The sequence below is a fragment of the Cupriavidus sp. C2SS-8b genome (assembly GCF_057073745.1).
This window is the reverse complement of sequence record NZ_CP172718.1, coordinates 24,736-41,240: the sequence shown is the minus strand read 5'-3', so window position 1 is coordinate 41,240 and position 16,505 is coordinate 24,736. Positions and strand designations below refer to the sequence as shown.

The following is a 16,505-nucleotide window of genomic DNA, read 5'->3' as shown; positions in this document are numbered from 1 at the left end:
GTTACTATGCAGTAACCTTCTTTCCGAGACAGTAGGGATATGGTAGCACCCTGGTTAGACGGCGCATCAATAAATGCAAAAAAACTAGGAAGGTGGTCATGAGCGCTTCTTCAGTCACTCAAACGGGATTGCGAATTGCTGTGGTTGGGGCCGGGATCTCGGGGTTGGCGAGCGCCTGGATGCTTGCACGGGATCACGCCGTCACGCTTTTTGAGGCGGGTAACTATCTTGGCGGCCATTCCAACACGGTCGACGTGTCCCTTGATGGCTACCTTTGTCCGGTAGACACCGGCTTCCTCGTATTCAACGAACGCACATACCCGAATCTGGTAGGGATGTTCGAGGCGCTTGGCGTACGGACTCATGCGAGCGATATGTCTTTCGCGGTCTCACTGGATGAGGGACGTCTTGAATGGGCTGGCACGAATTTGAGCACCGTCTTTGCCCAACGACGCAACGCCTTTTCACCGACGTTTCTCGGCATGCTGCGCGACATCGTGCGATTTAACGGTGCTGCCCAACACCATCTCGCGTTCGCCGAGCGCAGCGGCTGTTCAGTGGGTGACCTGTTGACGGCCGGCCAATATGGACAGCCCTTCCGTCACCATTACCTGCTGCCCATGGCCTCCGCCATCTGGTCGTGCGCGACGACCGACGTCCTGCGCTTCCCGGCGGCCACCTTCCTGCGCTTTTGCTTGAATCACGCGCTTCTGCAAGTTCGCAACCGCCCGCAGTGGCGCACGGTCGCGGGCGGTGCACGTGAATATGTCAGACGCATCGCCGCGCATCTCGACGACATCCGGCTGGGCGTTGCCGTGCGCGCGGTACGCCGGGACGAAACCGGCGTGACGGTTATGACCGACGAAGGCTCTGCGCGTTTTGATGCCATAGTGTTCGCATCGCACGCCCCGGATACCCTCAGGATGCTTGCGGATGCGACAACAGATGAACGAGCAGTGCTTGGCAGTGTGCGCTACGCCCCGAATGTCGCTATCTTGCACACCGACGCAACGCTGCTGCCCAGGCGCTCGCGTGTATGGTCCGCCTGGAACTACCTCGGTCGCCGCCATGGCGATGCCGAGCGTGCAGTGTGCGTGAGCTACCTTCTTAACCAGTTGCAACCTTTGCCGTTTCGCTCGCCCGTCGTGGTGACGCTCAACGCCTACCGGGACCCGGCTCCCGGCACGGAGTTGCGCCGCTTTCACTACGAGCATCCTCTCTTCGACCTCGCTGCCATTGCAGCGCAGCGGCAACTCCCCGCGTTGCAAGGCAAACGACGGACCTGGTACGCCGGCGCCTGGACCGGCTACGGCTTTCACGAAGACGGCTTGAAATCGGCTCTGAGAGTGGCTCGCGATTTTGGCGCCTTGCCGACCTGGTCAAAGCTATGAAGCCCCCTGCATTGCTATTGCGCTGCCGCGTCATGCACGACCGCCTGCGCCCGGTGCGCAACCGCTTTGTTTACCCCGTCTTTTGCCTGCGCGTCGACATCGATGGGCTGACGGCCTTGCAACAGTGGTGGTTCGGCGTGGACCGCCAGAGACTTTTCAGCCTGCAAACGCGCGACTACGGACCACGAGATGGCACAAGCCTGAGCGATTGGATTCGTCCACGTCTTGCAGCCCTGGGGCTGCCCGATGACGGACCGATCTGGTTGCAGACCACACCCCGCATCTTCGGGTATGCCTTCAATCCCGTGAGCTTTTGGTATTGCTACGACAAGGCTGGCGAACTGCGGGCGTTTGTCGCTGAAGTGAACAACACGTTCGGCGACCATCACGCTTACCTTGTTACGGCACCGGACCTCGGGGCGATCCATGCGCGCACAGTGCTCGCGACCCGCAAGGTCCTGCATGTGTCGCCCTTTAACACCATGCAGGGCCACTACGCGTTTCAAGTGCGCGAGACGGAAAGCACTGCCTATGCCGCCATTGACTATTTCGACGACGGCGGCCTGTTGCTTCGCACCTCGATCGGCTGTCGCAAGTTCCCGCTCACCCTGCCGCGCATGCTGATGGCCTTGGCAACTCAGCCTTGGGCGGCAATCGCCGTCATCGTACGCATTCACTGGCAGGCGTTTCGATTGTGGCGGATGTCGGTTCCCTTTCATGGCAAGCACCCGCCTTCGGTACCTCCCGTCGGCTAACACCCATTTCTGTCCGGCAATATCCGCTCATATGACCCGCCCTCCTGACCAACGTGCACTGCTACAACCTTGTATCCCGGCCCTGCTGCCGTCACGAACGTCCGTATTTGCCCGGATGTTCCTGGCCGCGCTCGAGCGCGTGGCCGTGGGCCATCTGGTGCTCTTACGGCCGGACGGGGAGGAGGCGATTTACGGCGATCCGCATGAAGCGCCGGGGGCTCGGCTGACGTTGCGAGACTGGCGCGCCTGCGAGGCCATCCTTCGCGCCGGCGATATCGGTTTTGCCGAGGCCTATCGTGCCGGCTGGATCGACACGCCCGATCTGGTTGCCCTGCTTCGCCTGGCCCTTGAGAACGAATCGGTCTTGTCAGGCGCCATTGATGGTGCATGGCTGGGCCGCCGCTGGTATCAACTGCGACAGATTTTCCGCAGGAATACACGGCGCGGCAGCCGGCGCAATATCCACGCGCACTACGATCTGGGCAATCCTTTCTATGCCCTGTGGCTCGACGAGACGTGGAGCTATTCCGCCGCGTACTTCGGCGGGCACAACGAGCGCCTCCTGGCAGAGGCACAGGAAGCCAAGTACGCGCATATCTTCGACACGCTTGGGCTGAAGCCGGGGATGCACGTCCTTGAGATTGGGTGTGGTTGGGGCGGCTTTGCCATGCACGCGGCCAGACGCGGCGTGAATGTGCACGGCGTCACGATTTCCGCCGCTCAATTGGCGCAGGCACAGATCCGCATTGAGCAGGCGGGCATGACCGACCGTGTCAGGGTGGAGTTGCGCGATTATCGCGACCTGCAAGGCAATTACGACGCCGTCGTATCCATCGAGATGTTTGAAGCGGTGGGGCAGGCCTATTGGCCCGTTTTCTTTGATCAGGTCTGCCGTAGGCTTCGCCCGGGCGGCCAAGCCGTCGTGCAATCGATCACGATCGACGATGCACGCTTCGATGCGTATCGGTATGGCAGCGACTTTATCCGCGAGTACATCTTTCCGGGCGGAATGCTCCCAAGCCCGGAGAGATTTGCACAAGCCGCCAGCCGAGCGGGGTTTTCAAGCCGTCAGGTATTGGCCTTCGGCAAGGACTATGCCGAAACGCTGCGGCGATGGCGCGAACGTTTCGAGGCCCAGAACGGAGCAATCCTGACACTTGGCTTCGACGACGCATTCGTACGCATGTGGCGGCTATATCTGTGCTACTGCGAGGCAGGATTCGATGCGGGTCGCATCGACGTCGTGCAATTCCTTCTCACGCGCGGCGACTAGCAATGGGACGGCACCTGGCAGCCTGGACGCTTGCGCTGGCAACTCTGCCCGGTATTGCGGCCGACTCGTGGCGCGACGCCCTGCCGCAAGCGCATATGGTCGGGCAAGGTGAATACCGCTGGTTGGGGATGCGCATCTATGAAGCGCAGCTTTGGAGAGGCCACCCTCCCAGCCCCGGGGACCCGGCGGGCGTGCTCGACGAGCCGTTCGCGTTGCGCCTCATCTACGCGCGAGACATTGGTGCACAACGCCTGGTGGACACCAGCATCGAGGAAATCCAGCGCATCTACGGAAATGCCTTGTCCGAATCCACCGTTGAACAGTGGCGACAGGCGCTTTCACGTGTATTGGTCAACGTGCGTGCGGGAGATCGCTTAACCGGCGTGTACGCGCCAACGCTGGGCGCGCGCTTCTTCGCCAACGACCGCGAGACCGGCCAAATCGCCGATCCGGTGCTTGCCCGTGCATTCTTTTCCATCTGGCTTGGGCCCTCGACGCGGGATCCGGCACTGCGCCAGAAGCTCCTTGGATTGGCACGATGACGATACGCTCGACGCAGCTCCTCGCCTATGGTGCCCTTGGCCTCCCGCTCGCCATGGTGGCGCTGCCGGTATACGTGCAGGCCCCAGCCTACTACACCTCTCGCCTTGGCATGCCTTTGTCCACGGCTGGCCTCATCTTGTTTCTCGCCCGCCTTGTCGATACAGCACAAGACCCGTTCTTCGGGCGCTGGGCAGATACTCTGGCGCGCAGTGGCCGGCTGCCAGCGACCTTGTGGATCAGTGCCGTATGTCTTGCCGCCGCCTTTGCGGCCCTGTGGATGCCGTTGGCAGAAGGCACGGCATTGGCCGTCTGGTTTACCGTAGCCGTTGTTGTGGTATACGCCACCCACAGCTTCATGAACATCGCGTACCTCGCGTGGGGAGCCAAGCTAGGGAACGATAGCGACGTGTTGACCAGGGCGGCAGCGTGGCGGGAAGGCGCTGGCCTCGTGGGCGTCCTCATCGCCAGCGCGGGCCCCTCATGGCTACTGGCAGGCGAAGCGTCGGCGCCGCAGGATGCCATGTCCCCGTTCATTGTGCTTTTCTCCGTTCTGCTAATTGGAGCACTGTGGGCGCTCCGCTTTGCTCCGCCCTGGCAGGCATCACGCCCGCCGTTACATAACCCCGGGGGCGGGCGAGCAGACCCTTCCATTCGGATTGTATGGAGAGCCGTGCGCGACAACCGCTCGTTCCGCAGGATCTTGCTGCCGTATTTTCTGAACGGCCTAGCTGTCGCCATACCCGCCTCCCTGGCAGTGTTCTTTATCGAAGACCGCCTGCGTGCCATGCACTGGGTCGGGCCAAGTCTTGGACTGTATTTCCTGGCTGCCGCCCTGGGGCTCCCAATATGGGTTCGGATATCCAGGCGCGTCGGTCCCCAGCGTGCCTGGAGCACCGCAATGAGCCTGGCAATCGCCGCGTTCGTCTGGACGGCGACGCTCGGACAGGGAGACCTGGTGCCGTTCCTCGTGGCATGCATCGGATCGGGATTTGCGCTCGGGGCCGATCTTGCATTACCGACGGTCCTGCTGGCCCAGTGCATTCCCAATCGGGAAGGGTCCGGCGCCTACCTGGGGATCTGGACCCTTATCGGCAAGCTATGCCTGGCACTGTCGGCACTGATGCTGCCGGGACTGGCCTGGCTGGGCTATAAACCGGGCGCACCCGCCGTCGGCGCGCCAGGGGTGGCGCTCGCCCTTGCCTACGCTGGCCTCCCCTGCCTGCTCAAGTTCGGAGCCCTTATGGCACTGCGCGCGAATTCGTCCACCACAACCGTCACAGAGGAACGCCAATGAAGCCGCTCGCCGCGATGATCTTCGGTGCCGCTACGATTCTCGGCACGGCCTGCACTACGCCAGATGTCAGCCTGTATGCACAGGAGCGCCCCGTTTTGGACGTGACGCAGTTCTTTGCAGGCAAGACCGAAGCCTGGGGAATGTTCCAGAAGCGCAGTGGCGAAATCGTCAAACGATTCCATGTGGCCCTCGACGGTCGCATGTCTCAGGATCAATTCGTCCTGCACGAGGCGTTTCGCTACAGCGATGGCACGACACAGGAACGTACCTGGACGCTCCAACGCGGGCCCGACGGCGCCTGGCGTGGCGAAGCCCCGGACATCGTTGGCACGGCGAGAGGAGAATCTGCTGGCAATGTCCTCCGGTGGCGCTATACCTTGCACCTTCCGGTCGAAGGGAAGGTCTACGACGTCCAGTTCGACGACATGATGGTCCTTATCGACCCGCAGACGATGATCAATCGCGCCCGTGTCACCAAGTTCGGCTTCGAAGTCGGACAGGTGACGCTCGTTTTTCGCCGTCCGGCACCGTAGGAGCACGAACATGATCCTCGGTTGGCACCTTAACCCCCGCTTGCGCGACTGGCATGGCAAGCGCGTCTGGCTGGTCGGCGCCTCGAGCGGGATCGGTGCGGCACTCGCCAGGGATTTGCTTTCAAAAGGGGCATGGGTCGCAGTGTCGGCGCGTCGCGCTGGCGCACTGCTGGCGGTCGTTGAGGGCCATCCCAAGGGCGTCGTGCTGACCATGGATGTACGCCAGCCTCAAGATTGGAAAGCGACTCACGACGCGCTGTGTGAAGCGTGGCAAGGGGTCGACCTCGTGGTCTTCTGCGCGGCAGATTACCGCCCCCTAAGCCCTTGGGAATTGAATGCGCGAGAAGCACACGACACGATGGAAACCAATGTTTGCGGCGTGTATTACGGGTTGAGCGCCGTGCTGCCTACGATGCGTTTGCGGCGCTCGGGCGGTATCGCCATCGTCGCAAGCGTCGCAGGCTACGTGGGCTTACCCAACGCCACGCTATATGGACCGTCCAAGGCGGCCCTGATCAACCTGGCAGAGCTCTTGTACGCGGAACTCCATGCGCACGGCCTCGGCGTGTATCTGATCAACCCGGGCTTCGTCAAATCGCGCCTGACGGCACGCAACACCTTCCGAATGCCCGCGCTCATGACACCAGAAGCCGCTGCCGAAGCGATTGTCGACGGGTTGGAACGAGGCAGATTCGAAATCGCATTCCCGCAACGGTTTACGCGCCTGGTTCGCCTCGTCAGTCTGCTGCCTTACCGGTTTAGCCTGGGCCTGCTGCAGCGATTAACCCATGCAACATGAACGCTTCGTCCGACATGCCCGATCAAGATACCCCGACGCCCCATGCCCTCGCCCAATTGTTGACGTGGTACGAGGCGTTATCGCCTTCCTCGCTAGCGCATCTGGAACACTATTACGCACCGCATGCGCGCTTCTGCGACCCATTTAATGACGTCTGCGGGGTCGCCTCGATCCGTGCGGTCTTTGAGCATATGTTCGAGAGTGTCAAGACGCCACGTTTTTCGATCCAGGCACGAGCGAGCAGCGGGCGTGAAGCGTTTGTTGCCTGGAGGTTCACGGGGAAAGTGCGCCGGCATCCCTTCGACGTACCCGGCTGCACCCAGCTTTCCTTTGATGACGACGGCCTTGTTGCAAGCCATCAAGACTTCTGGGACGCTGCCACACTGTGGCGTCAGTTGCCGCTCATCCGCGCTCCCGCTGCGTGGCTGTGCAAACGCTTTTCAGCAACAGTTGCATGACACATGCCTCCGAGTTGGAACAGTCATACCGTCATGCCCCGCTAACACGTCTTGCGAATTTCCGAACCATGGCCACCATTGTTGTCATCGACGACGAGCCAATGAATGCCGATGCGCTGGCCCTCATGCTTTCGGCGGAAGGGTTTTCAGTGCGAACCGCCGCCGATGGCGAAGCAGGTCTGCGTTTGGTGGCAGAGACTCATCCGGACTTGATCATCACGGACTTTATGATGCCTTTAATGACGGGGCTTGAACTTGCGCGGGAGCTGCGAGCCAACGCCACCACCGCTCATATTCCCGTCGTGCTATTGACTGCTGCTCAGGCAGAATCCGGCCGCCGTTATCCACACCTGTTTGACGCCGTCTTTGCAAAGCCTTGTCTTCCCTCAGACATTTTCGGCGCGGTGTCGCGACTACTGAAAAGCCAAGCCAGTCGTCGAATATAAGGCATTCATGACTCGACAATGGCTGATGCCTCGGCAGCAAATCTGAAAACACGCAATCAGCCAAACCATCGCTGAGTTTGCCGGCCGCAAGGACGGCGTCTCCCAATACCAACATGGTTCTCTATGTAGGGATTCGTCTGGAGTCGCGCCAACTTCGGACGTTCGTTTCGATGTACCGAGAGACGGAGATGGGTCGTACTCTGCCCTACGCGGACCGGTCCAGGGGGAGCGCTCGGTTGTGCTCGGCGTCGGGCCGGACCCGGCCATTTACGGACGCTCACCCGCGGCTTCAAGCGGATATTCGAACGGCGCATCTACATCGGAAACCGGCCATTCGGAAACTCAGTCTTCTCCCTCAACGTGGGAGAGGATTCGATGCGCTAGTCGTAAATGCGGTCGGTCGACCATAGCGTTTCCAAGCCTCGCCACACCTGAGGCACCGACGCTTGAGAACGCACTAACAATTTCCCTCGCCCATCGGACCTCTTCCTCCTGAGGCATAAAGGCCTCATTTATTGCGCGGATGTGGGAGGGGTGAGCTGCAGCCTTCGCAGTGAATCCGTCGCGCTTTGCTCGCGCTGCTTCTTGACTAATATGCGACGGGTCGGCAAGGGTCGTGCTGACGGCATCGATTGCATCAATGCCGGCTTGCGCGGCTGCAAGCAGACACATCGTGCGCGCCACTGAGAACGGGGCAGTCAACTCACTGCCAGCATGAGATGAGAACGCGCCGAGGTCTGCAGCCAGATCGTCTACGCCCCACATAAGTGCTTGGAGGCGCATCGGAGCGTTTCGATAGGATGAAAGCCCCAAGACGCCTTCCGATGATTCTGTCGCCATGGCAATGACGGCCGTCTCCCACTTGCCATCCAGAAGAGCCCGCAAGGAAATCGCAGATTCTATGCACATCCTGAACGCTGCGGCATTTGGGCAGCACGATCTGTCGCTATCAGCCGGAACGAAGAGTAGGGACCGCAGTCGATGGGGCAAGGCCGGATGCATTCTCGTTGATCTCCTGAGGTGCGCCGAGTTGTCTAGCAGCCGGAAGCGGCTCCCTTTGACTCTGATGGCGCAAGTGGGAAGAATCGACATGCGGAAGCGCACGATCGAACTGCACCTTACCCGCCGCATATGAATCTTCGACGACACGGCTTATCTCACTTCCACAAGATCGGCAAGTGGTGCCGCTCGTCCAACTGGGCCCGGGGAGATGCTCAGATAAGCGCAACGCCGGTCCCGGAAACGCCAGCTATTCAATCCACCGCCTTGAACATATCCTCGACCACCTTCTTGGCGTCGCCGAACACCATCATGGTCTTGTCCAGGTAGAACAGTTCGTTGTCCAGGCCGGCATAACCGGCGGCCATCGAGCGCTTGTTGACGATGATGGTCTTGGCCTTGTAGGCCTCCAGGATCGGCATGCCGGCGATCGGCGACTTCGGGTCGGTCTTCGCCGACGGATTCACCACATCGTTGGCGCCGAGCACCAGCACCACGTCGGCCTGGCCGAACTCGCTGTTGATGTCTTCCATCTCGAAGACCTGGTCGTACGGCACCTCGGCCTCGGCCAGCAGTACGTTCATGTGGCCCGGCATGCGTCCCGCCACCGGGTGGATCGCATACTTCACGGTCACACCCTTCTCGGTCAGCTTCTCGGTCAGTTCCTTCAGTGCGTGCTGGGCGCGCGCCACGGCCAGGCCGTAGCCCGGCACGATGATCACGGTCTCGGCATTGCCCATCAGGAACGAGGCGTCATTGGCCGATCCCGACTTCACGTTGCGCTGGGCCTGCGCGCCGCCCGCGCTGGCCGCCGTCGCATCGCTGCCGAAGCCACCCAGGATCACGTTGAAGAACGAGCGGTTCATCGCCTTGCACATGATGTACGAGAGGATCGCACCGCTGGAACCCACCAGCGAACCGGCGATGATCAGCATGGGGTTGTTCAGCGAGAAGCCGATGCCCGCCGCCGCCCAGCCCGAATACGAGTTCAGCATCGACACCACCACCGGCATGTCGGCGCCGCCGATCGGGATGATGATCAGCACGCCGAGCACGAAGGCGATGGCCAGCATCACCAGGAAGGGCATCCAGTCCTGCGTCATGAAGAACGCGATGCCGAAGCCGACCATCGCGACCGCCAGCGCCAGGTTCAGCATGTGCTGGCCCGGGAACACCACCGGTGCGCCCTGGAACAGGCGGAACTTGTAGCGCCCGGCCAGCTTGCCGAACGCGATCACCGAACCCGAGAAGGTAATCGCGCCGACGAAGCAGCCGATGAACAGCTCGATGCGGTTGCCCGTCGGGATTTCATGCGAGCCCGCCGCCGCGATGCCAAAGGCCGCTGGCTCCGCCACGGCTGCCACCGCGATGCACACCGCGGCCATGCCGATTAGCGAGTGCATGGCGGCCACCAGCTCGGGCATCTTGGTCATCTCGACCTTCTTCGCCACATAGGCGCCAATGCCGCCGCCGACCACCAACCCCGCGAGAATCAGCGCTAGGCCCGAACCCGCACCCGTGCCAGCGCCAGCCGCGAGGAACTCGCTCTTGAGCTTGGCGATCAGCGCCACCGTGGTGAGCGCCGCCACCGCCATCCCGATCATGCCGAAGGCGTTGCCCTTGCGGGCCGAAGCCGGATGCGACAGGCCCTTCAAGGCCTGGATGAAGCAGACCGACGCACCAAGGTAGAACAGCGTCACCATATTCATGGACAGGGCATTCATCGCGGCATCTCCACCAGTTCGCCGCCCGCATGCGGGGCCTTCGCGTTGCCTTCGGCCTTCACCTTGGGCGCCTTCTTGCGGAACATCTCCAGCATGCGCTGCGTGACCAGGAAGCCGCCGAACACATTGACCGCGGCCAGTGCCACCGCCAGCGTGCCCATGGTGCGGCCCACGCCGCCTTCGGTCAGGCCGGCCGCCAGCATGGCGCCGACAATAATGATGGCCGAGATCGCATTGGTTACGGCCATCAGCGGCGTATGCAGTGCGGGCGTGACGGTCCAGATCACGTGGTAGCCCACGTAGATCGCCAGCACGAAGATGATCAGGTTGATCACCGTGTGGTTCACCATTTCCATCGAACTCTCCTTAACAGGCCAATGCCTCTTCTTCCCGCCGTGTCATCAGGCAGGCGGCGACGATGTCGTCGTCCGGGTTGAGCGTGAACTGGCCTTCCTTGTCGATGACCAGCTTGAGGAAGTCCAGCACGTTGCGCGCATAGAGCGCCGAGGCATCGGCAGCAACCATGCTGGCGAGGTTGGTGTGACCGACGAAGGTCACGCCATGGCGCTCGACCACTTCGTCTGCCACGGTCAGCGGGCAGTTGCCGCCTTGCGCGGCGGCCAGGTCGACCACCACCGAACCCGGCTTCATCTGCTGCACCGTGGTTTCCTGCAGCAGCACAGGTGCCTTGCGGCCGGGGATCAGCGCCGTGGTGATGATGATGTCGGCCTGCTTCGCGCGTTCGTGCACCAGTTCCGCCTGGCGGCGCATCCAATCCGGCGGCATCGGGCGCGCATACCCGCCTACGCCCTGGGCGATTTCGCGCTCTTCGTCGGTAATGAATGGCACGTCCAGGAACTTGCCGCCGAGCGATTCGATCTGCTCCTTAACGGCCGGGCGCACGTCGGAGGCCTCGATCACCGCGCCCAGGCGCTTGGCCGTGGCGATGGCCTGCAGGCCAGCCACGCCGGCGCCGAGGATCAGCACCCGCGCCGCCTTGACGGTGCCGGCGGCGGTCATCAGCATCGGCATGAAGCGCTGGTAATAATGAGCGGCCACCAGCACGGCCTTGTAGCCGGCGATATTGGCCTGCGAAGAGAGCACGTCCATGCTCTGCGCGCGCGTGGTGCGCGGCGCGGCTTCGAGCGCGAAGGCCGTGATGCCGGCGGCCGACATGCGCGCCTTGTTCTCGACATCGAACGGATTGAGCATGCCCACCAGCACGGCGCCCGGCTTCATCTGGGCCAGTTCCGCGGCTTCGGGCGCGCGCACCTTCAGCACCAGATCGGCCCCGAGCGCCTCGGCGGCGCTGCCGATGCGGGCGCCCGCGGCCTCATAGGCGGCATCCGGCTGGCTGGCCCGTACCCCGGCACCCGCCTGCACCACGACCTGATGGCCCTGAGCGACGTATTTCTTGACCGTCTCCGGAGTGGCGGCGACTCGAGTCTCGCCGACTCGTGTTTCTTGAGGGATGCCGATGTGCACGTTACTTTCCTGTTTTGATTACGTTAAACCTCTGCAACAGACCGGCTTTCTTGCTCCTTAATTACCGGCGACTTACTGTCACTCAACTGTGATGTGCTTCTCTTCCATGAGCTTTGCCCACCGCATCACTTCCGCGCTAAAGTATTCGGTGAACGGCAGGCCGTTCTGGCGTACCAGCGTAAAGTCCGCCGCGATAATGCGATTGCGTACGGTTTTCAGATGCCAACATGCGAGAAGCGGAGGTGGCAACCGTGTCGACAATTGGGCGCGACGAGCCAACGGACATCAGCAAACCAGTCCCGTTTTCGACAATCACCGGATAGCCGACCTCGGTCACGGTTGGCAAGTCAGGCAGCAGCGGATACGCGTGGTCAACGCCAGGGCGCGCAGCTTGCCTGACTTCACATATGCCAGCGACTCTGGAAAATTGGAGAAGACCACCTCGATCTGATCGTGAGTGCTGCGGCGCAGTCAGCAGCCCCGCAGCTACCTGGGTGCCCTACGAAGATCAGCACCGGGGCACCACTAAGAGCCTCGACCAGGTGTTGCGCATGCCGACTTAGCCCGGCTCGTCCCGTAAGTCAAAGCCGGGTGTCAGCGCCTGCACCGCGAAGGGGTTCATGTCTGCACTGATGCAGCGCGGTATCGTTATGCGGACTCGTGGATGCGGGTCAGCACGAACTCACGATGGCCGAGCGCCTCAGCCGCGGTCCAGCGACCATTGACAGTCTCCAGCATGCATTCGAGCAGCTTGTCGCCAGTCTGGTCCAGCGTCTGTTCGCGTTGCAGCAGCCCCGAGCAGTCCACGTCCATGTGCTCGCTCATGAGACGCACTGTACGCGGGTTGGCGCACAGCTTGATGACGGGGACGATCGGGTTGCCGATCACATTGCCTTGGCCGGTCGGGAAGAAGTGGACGACATAGCCGGCGGCGGCGCAGAGCGTGACCATCTCGGCAGCAGCCGAGGATGAGTCCATGAACCACAGGCCCGGATGGGTCGGCTCTTCTGCCTTATCCAATACACCATCGACGGTGCACTTCTTACCAATCTTCTGGATGTTGCCGAGCGCCTTCTCCTCAATCGTGGTGAGACCTCCAGCGATATTTCCCTTGGTCGGCTGCGACTCGGAAAGGTCTGAGGTCTTCCAGCGGTCAATCATGCCCTGGTAGCGCTCGAACATTTCCATGAACTTATGGCGAACGTCATCGTTAGCGCAACGGGCAGCGACGATATGCTCGCCACCAGTCAGCTCCGAGGTCTCGCCGAACACCAGCGTGGTGCCAAGCGGATGGAGCTTATCGAAGGCATTGCCGACCGTCGGGTTGGCACCGCAGCCGGAAGTGGTGTCCGACTCACCGCACTTGGTCGACACCCACAGTTCGCTGATCGGGCACTCGACGCGTTGCAGTGCAGTGGCGTACTGCACGAATTCCTTTGCTGCCTTCGACGCCCGCATAATGGTTTCATGGTCGCCGTGGCCCTCGATGCCAAAGCCGACCACCGGCTTGCCGGTCTTGGCGATGCCATCAACGACCTTCTTCGTCCAGCCGTCTTCGATACCGATTACTACTACCGCCGCGACGTTCGGGTTGCTGCCCGCGCCAATCAGGGTACGGAAGTGCAGGTCGAGGTCCGGACCGAACTGCAGGCGCCCATACGGATGAGGGATGGCCATCGTGCCCTTGATGGCGACAGCGACGGCTTCGGCGGCGGCGTTGGACAGGTCATCCAGCGGGAGGATGATGACGTGGTTGCGAACGCCCACGCGACCGTTGTCGCGGCGGTAGCCCCAGAAAGTGGTGTTTTGGTCAATAACGGACATGACGTGGTCCTCGGATGCTTTGATGAAAAGGTGGATTCGGAGGGATGCGGTGGTGCGGCTTACCAGCGCTTGGTCTTGATGTTGTGAACGTGAGCGTGTTCACCCGCCTTGATCGGCGCGACAACATTGCCAATGTCGATGCCGTACTTGTAGACCGTCTCGTTCACGTCCATGTCGCGCAGCGCGACCTTGTGGCCGATGGGAATCGGCTGGAGCGCGGTAACCGTGATGACCTTGTCCTCGTCCATGATCCAGGCGTTCAGCGTGGTGCCCGGCTCAATCCCCTCGACCACGGCCACCGCGACGGTGTCCTTGGCGTCATGTAGTACTACGTGAATCATCTTTGTCTCCTTCGTGCAGTTTATCGGTGAAATCATCTTAGGTAGCCAATTCATCCATGGCACCTAGATCATATATATGACGTGGCAAGGCAAAAAAATTTCTTCTACGTAAGTCGATACGGGTTGGGACTTTCCTAGGCAAGCTCGGGAATCAATACAACTTTCCCCGCTGCCACCCGCCCCGCGGCGAGATCAGCAAAGGCGGCCGGGCCATCTGCCAAGGAGCGGGTTTCTACCCATTCAAGCGAGCCAAAGTTGCCTTGCTCTAGCGCCTGAACAGTAGCGTGCATGTCGGACATCGTGTAGGTGTAAGTCCCCAGCAGCGTCAACTCGGCAAGGGTCAATTTGCGCATATCGATCTCGCTCGACCATGCTTGCAAACCGATATGCATGACAACTCCCCCGGGTCGCGTCGCGGCGATGGCAAGGTTCCGGGTTGGAGCGGCGCCAACCGCATCGATGACAACGTCGAACGCGGATTCGGGAGGCAGACTGACAGTTGGATCGATCACCTCGCATCCAAGATGCCGGCTTACCGACGCCTGTCGGAGGGCATTGGTCTCAGCCACGCAGACACGTTTGCAGCCGTAAGAGGTCACCAAGGCAGCGGTCAGCATGCCTATCGCGCCGCCGCCGATGATCAGCACACTCGCCTCCGGCAAGGGCCGACTCATCGCCCGCATCGTGAGGTTGACAGCATGGAGCGCTGTGGCTGCTGGTTCGGTCAGCGCTGCGCTGACGCTCGGTAGCGTGTCGGGGATCGGGATTGCGCAGCGAATCGGGATCGCGAGATATTCGGACAGTGCGCCGGGCCGGTTCATGCCAACCATGCCGCGATTGGCGCAGAGGTTGTCACGTCCCTGGAGGCAGTAGTCGCAGTGACCGCATGTAACAAGTGGGTTCGCTGTGACGCGCTGACCGACGGCCATGCGGGCTTCGTCGGAAGAGGCGATGACAGTACCCGCAAACTCATGGCCGAGAACCAGCCCGGGCTTGCGGCGGGGATCGTGACCATGGTAGGCGTGGAGATCCGAACCGCAGATGCCACTAGCATCGATGCGCAACAGAATCTCACCGGGCTCGAGGTCCGGCATGTCTCGGTCCAGTACCGCGACGGCGTCCGGTTGGGTATAGACGATTGCTTTCATGGTTTACCTTATCCTGAATCGGGTGTTAATGCAGGTGATGAAGCGGAGTCGCGCGTTAGCCATGGACCTTGGAAGGCTCCAGGCTTACGCGGTTGGCGTGCGCCGACCGAAAGGCAATCCACATCGTGCAGGCGGCGCTCATGATGCCGACTGCCAGCACGTATGAGCACAGATACCAGGGTTCCCCGCCTGCCTTGGCGTTAAGCCAGGTGGCGATGATCGGCGTCAATCCTCCCGCAAACACGCCGGCGAACTGGTAGACAAAGGAGATGCCGGTATATCGAACGCCAGGGTCGAACACTTCCGAGAACATCGACGACATCGTGCCAAATACCGCCGCGTGGAAGATGCCGAACGGAATGATGATCGCTGCCCACACCAGCAGCACATTGCCACCGGAATGCTGCATCAGCCAGAATGCCGGGAAGGCCGAAAGACCTGCGAGCAGCGCGCCGGTACCGTAGACGATGGGCCGTCCGACACGGTCGGATACGGCGCCCCATAGCGGAATGAAGAAGGTCATCACGCCAGCACCGATCAGGACGCCCAGCAACGCCTGGTCACGGGACAGCTTCAACGTCTGCGTAAGGTATGCCAGCGAGAAAACGCCGAACACATTGAAGAAGACCCCATCGATAAAGCGCGCCCCCATGCAGGCAAGCACCACGGCCGGATACTGTCGAAGCATGGCGAAGAATGGAAGTCCGGTCGCCTCCTTGCGATCATGCTGCGCGGCCGCGAACTCCGGGGATTCCTCCACATGCGAACGCATGTACGAACCGATCAAGACCATCACCGCACTCAGCATGAAGGCAATGCGCCAGCCCCATGCCAGGAAGTCCTTGTCGGACAACAAGAGAGACAGGATGGCGATGACGCCGCTCGCTAGTACCAGCCCAAGAGACATACCTGTCTGCGGCAGACTCGCAAAAAATCCACGACGATGGCTTGGAGCGCTCTCGAAGCTCATCAACACCGCCCCGCCCCACTCGCCACCGAGGCCAATCCCCTGCGCTACCCGACATACCAACAGTAGGATCGGCGCCCAGACACCAATTTGCTCATAGGTGGGAATCAGGCCGATGGCAGTAGTCGCCACGCCCATGATCATCAGCGTCAGTACCAGCATGCGCTTGCGACCCAGGGTATCGCCGAAGTGTCCGAAAATCACCCCCCCAAGCGGCCGGGCCACAAAGCCTGCGGCGAAGGTTGCATAGGCCAGCAGTGTGCCGACCACGGGATCCGTTGAAGGAAAATACAGCTTGTTGAACACGAGCCCAGCTACCACCCCGTAAAGGAAAAAGTCGTACCACTCAACCATCGCGCCAATCGTGCTCGACGCAACAACCTGGCGTAATTTTCGCGCCGCGTCCTGGGCGGACTGCACCACCGTTGCCTGCTTCGTCATGCTTGCCTCCTAATTCGGTCTTGTCCCGTGGTTGCGCATCAGAGGCGCTATTTTCGGTACGGACAGCGGCGGTGTTGCGCGCGC

General features: G+C 61.4%; 17 protein-coding genes. 9 read left to right on the top strand and 8 right to left on the bottom strand.

Annotated features, from left to right (window positions below; translation table 11 throughout):
- Window positions 1–98: 98 nt before the first annotated feature.
- From ACIGJB_RS29785 to ACIGJB_RS29745, 9 genes are all read left to right on the top strand, one after another.
- Window positions 99–1,391: an NAD(P)/FAD-dependent oxidoreductase gene (locus ACIGJB_RS29785; protein WP_483735020.1), complete on the top strand. Its 1,293-nt coding sequence runs from the start codon at window positions 99–101 to the stop codon at window positions 1,389–1,391.
- The gene (locus tag ACIGJB_RS29780; protein ID WP_483735019.1) at window positions 1,388–2,146 is read left to right on the top strand and encodes a DUF1365 domain-containing protein; all 759 of its coding nucleotides are present in this window, start codon (window positions 1,388–1,390) and stop codon (window positions 2,144–2,146) included. The genes ACIGJB_RS29785 and ACIGJB_RS29780 overlap by 4 nt, the downstream gene beginning before the upstream one ends.
- 115 nt (window positions 2,147–2,261) lie before the next feature.
- A complete protein-coding gene (locus tag ACIGJB_RS29775; protein WP_483735018.1) occupies window positions 2,262–3,419 on the top strand; it encodes a class I SAM-dependent methyltransferase in 1,158 nt (385 codons plus the stop codon).
- A 2-nt stretch (window positions 3,420–3,421) separates the two neighbouring features.
- Window positions 3,422–3,961: a chalcone isomerase family protein gene (locus ACIGJB_RS29770; protein ID WP_483735017.1), complete on the top strand. Its 540-nt coding sequence runs from the start codon at window positions 3,422–3,424 to the stop codon at window positions 3,959–3,961.
- Complete coding sequence (locus ACIGJB_RS29765) at window positions 3,958–5,256, top strand: MFS transporter (RefSeq protein ID WP_483735016.1); 1,299 nt, start codon at window positions 3,958–3,960, stop codon at window positions 5,254–5,256. The genes ACIGJB_RS29770 and ACIGJB_RS29765 overlap by 4 nt, the downstream gene beginning before the upstream one ends.
- The gene (locus tag ACIGJB_RS29760) at window positions 5,253–5,789 is read left to right on the top strand and encodes a DUF3833 domain-containing protein (protein WP_483735015.1); all 537 of its coding nucleotides are present in this window, start codon (window positions 5,253–5,255) and stop codon (window positions 5,787–5,789) included. Before ACIGJB_RS29765 ends, ACIGJB_RS29760 begins: the two co-directional genes overlap by 4 nt.
- A 10-nt stretch (window positions 5,790–5,799) precedes the next feature.
- Window positions 5,800–6,588 (top strand): SDR family NAD(P)-dependent oxidoreductase, encoded by a 789-nt coding sequence (locus tag ACIGJB_RS29755; RefSeq protein WP_483735014.1) that lies wholly within the window; start codon window positions 5,800–5,802, stop codon window positions 6,586–6,588.
- On the top strand, window positions 6,585–7,046 hold the full coding sequence (locus tag ACIGJB_RS29750; protein WP_483735013.1) for a nuclear transport factor 2 family protein: 462 nt from the start codon (window positions 6,585–6,587) through the stop codon (window positions 7,044–7,046). The genes ACIGJB_RS29755 and ACIGJB_RS29750 overlap by 4 nt, the downstream gene beginning before the upstream one ends.
- Window positions 7,047–7,114: 68 nt before the next feature.
- Complete coding sequence (locus ACIGJB_RS29745) at window positions 7,115–7,492, top strand: response regulator (RefSeq protein WP_483735012.1); 378 nt, start codon at window positions 7,115–7,117, stop codon at window positions 7,490–7,492.
- 342 nt (window positions 7,493–7,834) lie between these two features.
- Here ACIGJB_RS29745 and ACIGJB_RS29740 read toward each other — a convergent pair whose 3' ends face one another.
- From ACIGJB_RS29740 to ACIGJB_RS29705, 8 genes are all read right to left on the bottom strand, one after another.
- Window positions 7,835–8,332, bottom strand: coding sequence for an HpcH/HpaI aldolase/citrate lyase family protein (locus tag ACIGJB_RS29740; protein ID WP_483735011.1), 498 nt, complete (start codon window positions 8,330–8,332; stop codon window positions 7,835–7,837).
- 413 nt (window positions 8,333–8,745) lie between these two features.
- A complete protein-coding gene (locus ACIGJB_RS29735) occupies window positions 8,746–10,215 on the bottom strand; it encodes an NAD(P)(+) transhydrogenase (Re/Si-specific) subunit beta (RefSeq protein WP_483735010.1) in 1,470 nt (489 codons plus the stop codon).
- Window positions 10,212–10,571 (bottom strand): NAD(P) transhydrogenase subunit alpha part 2, encoded by a 360-nt coding sequence (locus tag ACIGJB_RS29730; protein ID WP_483735009.1) that lies wholly within the window; start codon window positions 10,569–10,571, stop codon window positions 10,212–10,214. Before ACIGJB_RS29730 ends, ACIGJB_RS29735 begins: the two co-directional genes overlap by 4 nt.
- A 10-nt stretch (window positions 10,572–10,581) precedes the next feature.
- On the bottom strand, window positions 10,582–11,700 hold the full coding sequence (locus ACIGJB_RS29725) for a Re/Si-specific NAD(P)(+) transhydrogenase subunit alpha (RefSeq protein WP_483735008.1): 1,119 nt from the start codon (window positions 11,698–11,700) through the stop codon (window positions 10,582–10,584).
- A 648-nt stretch (window positions 11,701–12,348) separates the two neighbouring features.
- Complete coding sequence (locus ACIGJB_RS29720; RefSeq protein WP_483735007.1) at window positions 12,349–13,524, bottom strand: UxaA family hydrolase; 1,176 nt, start codon at window positions 13,522–13,524, stop codon at window positions 12,349–12,351.
- Between the two features lie 59 nt (window positions 13,525–13,583).
- Window positions 13,584–13,865, bottom strand: coding sequence for a UxaA family hydrolase (locus tag ACIGJB_RS29715; protein ID WP_483735006.1), 282 nt, complete (start codon window positions 13,863–13,865; stop codon window positions 13,584–13,586).
- Between the two features lie 134 nt (window positions 13,866–13,999).
- Entirely contained in the window at window positions 14,000–15,013 is a 1,014-nt protein-coding gene (locus tag ACIGJB_RS29710) for a galactitol-1-phosphate 5-dehydrogenase (RefSeq protein ID WP_483735005.1), read from the bottom strand.
- A gap of 55 nt (window positions 15,014–15,068) precedes the next feature.
- Entirely contained in the window at window positions 15,069–16,421 is a 1,353-nt protein-coding gene (locus tag ACIGJB_RS29705; RefSeq protein ID WP_483735004.1) for an MFS transporter, read from the bottom strand.
- Between the last annotated feature and the right edge of the window lie 84 nt (window positions 16,422–16,505).

What these genes read in the sequence shown, in the direction of transcription:
- ACIGJB_RS29720 (WP_483735007.1), bottom strand. Translation starts at nt 13,524, where the DNA reads ATGTCCGTTATTGACCAAAACACCACTTTCTGGGGCTACCGCCGCGAC.
- ACIGJB_RS29730 (WP_483735009.1), bottom strand. Translation starts at nt 10,571, where the DNA reads ATGGAAATGGTGAACCACACGGTGATCAACCTGATCATCTTCGTGCTG.
- ACIGJB_RS29760 (WP_483735015.1), top strand. Translation starts at nt 5,253, where the DNA reads ATGAAGCCGCTCGCCGCGATGATCTTCGGTGCCGCTACGATTCTCGGC.
- ACIGJB_RS29755 (WP_483735014.1), top strand. Translation starts at nt 5,800, where the DNA reads ATGATCCTCGGTTGGCACCTTAACCCCCGCTTGCGCGACTGGCATGGC.
- ACIGJB_RS29770 (WP_483735017.1), top strand. Translation starts at nt 3,422, where the DNA reads ATGGGACGGCACCTGGCAGCCTGGACGCTTGCGCTGGCAACTCTGCCC.
- ACIGJB_RS29705 (WP_483735004.1), bottom strand. Translation starts at nt 16,421, where the DNA reads ATGACGAAGCAGGCAACGGTGGTGCAGTCCGCCCAGGACGCGGCGCGA.
- ACIGJB_RS29715 (WP_483735006.1), bottom strand. Translation starts at nt 13,865, where the DNA reads ATGATTCACGTAGTACTACATGACGCCAAGGACACCGTCGCGGTGGCC.
- ACIGJB_RS29765 (WP_483735016.1), top strand. Translation starts at nt 3,958, where the DNA reads ATGACGATACGCTCGACGCAGCTCCTCGCCTATGGTGCCCTTGGCCTC.
- ACIGJB_RS29740 (WP_483735011.1), bottom strand. Translation starts at nt 8,332, where the DNA reads ATGGCGACAGAATCATCGGAAGGCGTCTTGGGGCTTTCATCCTATCGA.
- ACIGJB_RS29710 (WP_483735005.1), bottom strand. Translation starts at nt 15,013, where the DNA reads ATGAAAGCAATCGTCTATACCCAACCGGACGCCGTCGCGGTACTGGAC.
- ACIGJB_RS29780 (WP_483735019.1), top strand. Translation starts at nt 1,388, where the DNA reads ATGAAGCCCCCTGCATTGCTATTGCGCTGCCGCGTCATGCACGACCGC.
- ACIGJB_RS29745 (WP_483735012.1), top strand. Translation starts at nt 7,115, where the DNA reads ATGGCCACCATTGTTGTCATCGACGACGAGCCAATGAATGCCGATGCG.
- ACIGJB_RS29785 (WP_483735020.1), top strand. Translation starts at nt 99, where the DNA reads ATGAGCGCTTCTTCAGTCACTCAAACGGGATTGCGAATTGCTGTGGTT.
- ACIGJB_RS29735 (WP_483735010.1), bottom strand. Translation starts at nt 10,215, where the DNA reads ATGAATGCCCTGTCCATGAATATGGTGACGCTGTTCTACCTTGGTGCG.
- ACIGJB_RS29750 (WP_483735013.1), top strand. Translation starts at nt 6,585, where the DNA reads ATGAACGCTTCGTCCGACATGCCCGATCAAGATACCCCGACGCCCCAT.
- ACIGJB_RS29775 (WP_483735018.1), top strand. Translation starts at nt 2,262, where the DNA reads ATGTTCCTGGCCGCGCTCGAGCGCGTGGCCGTGGGCCATCTGGTGCTC.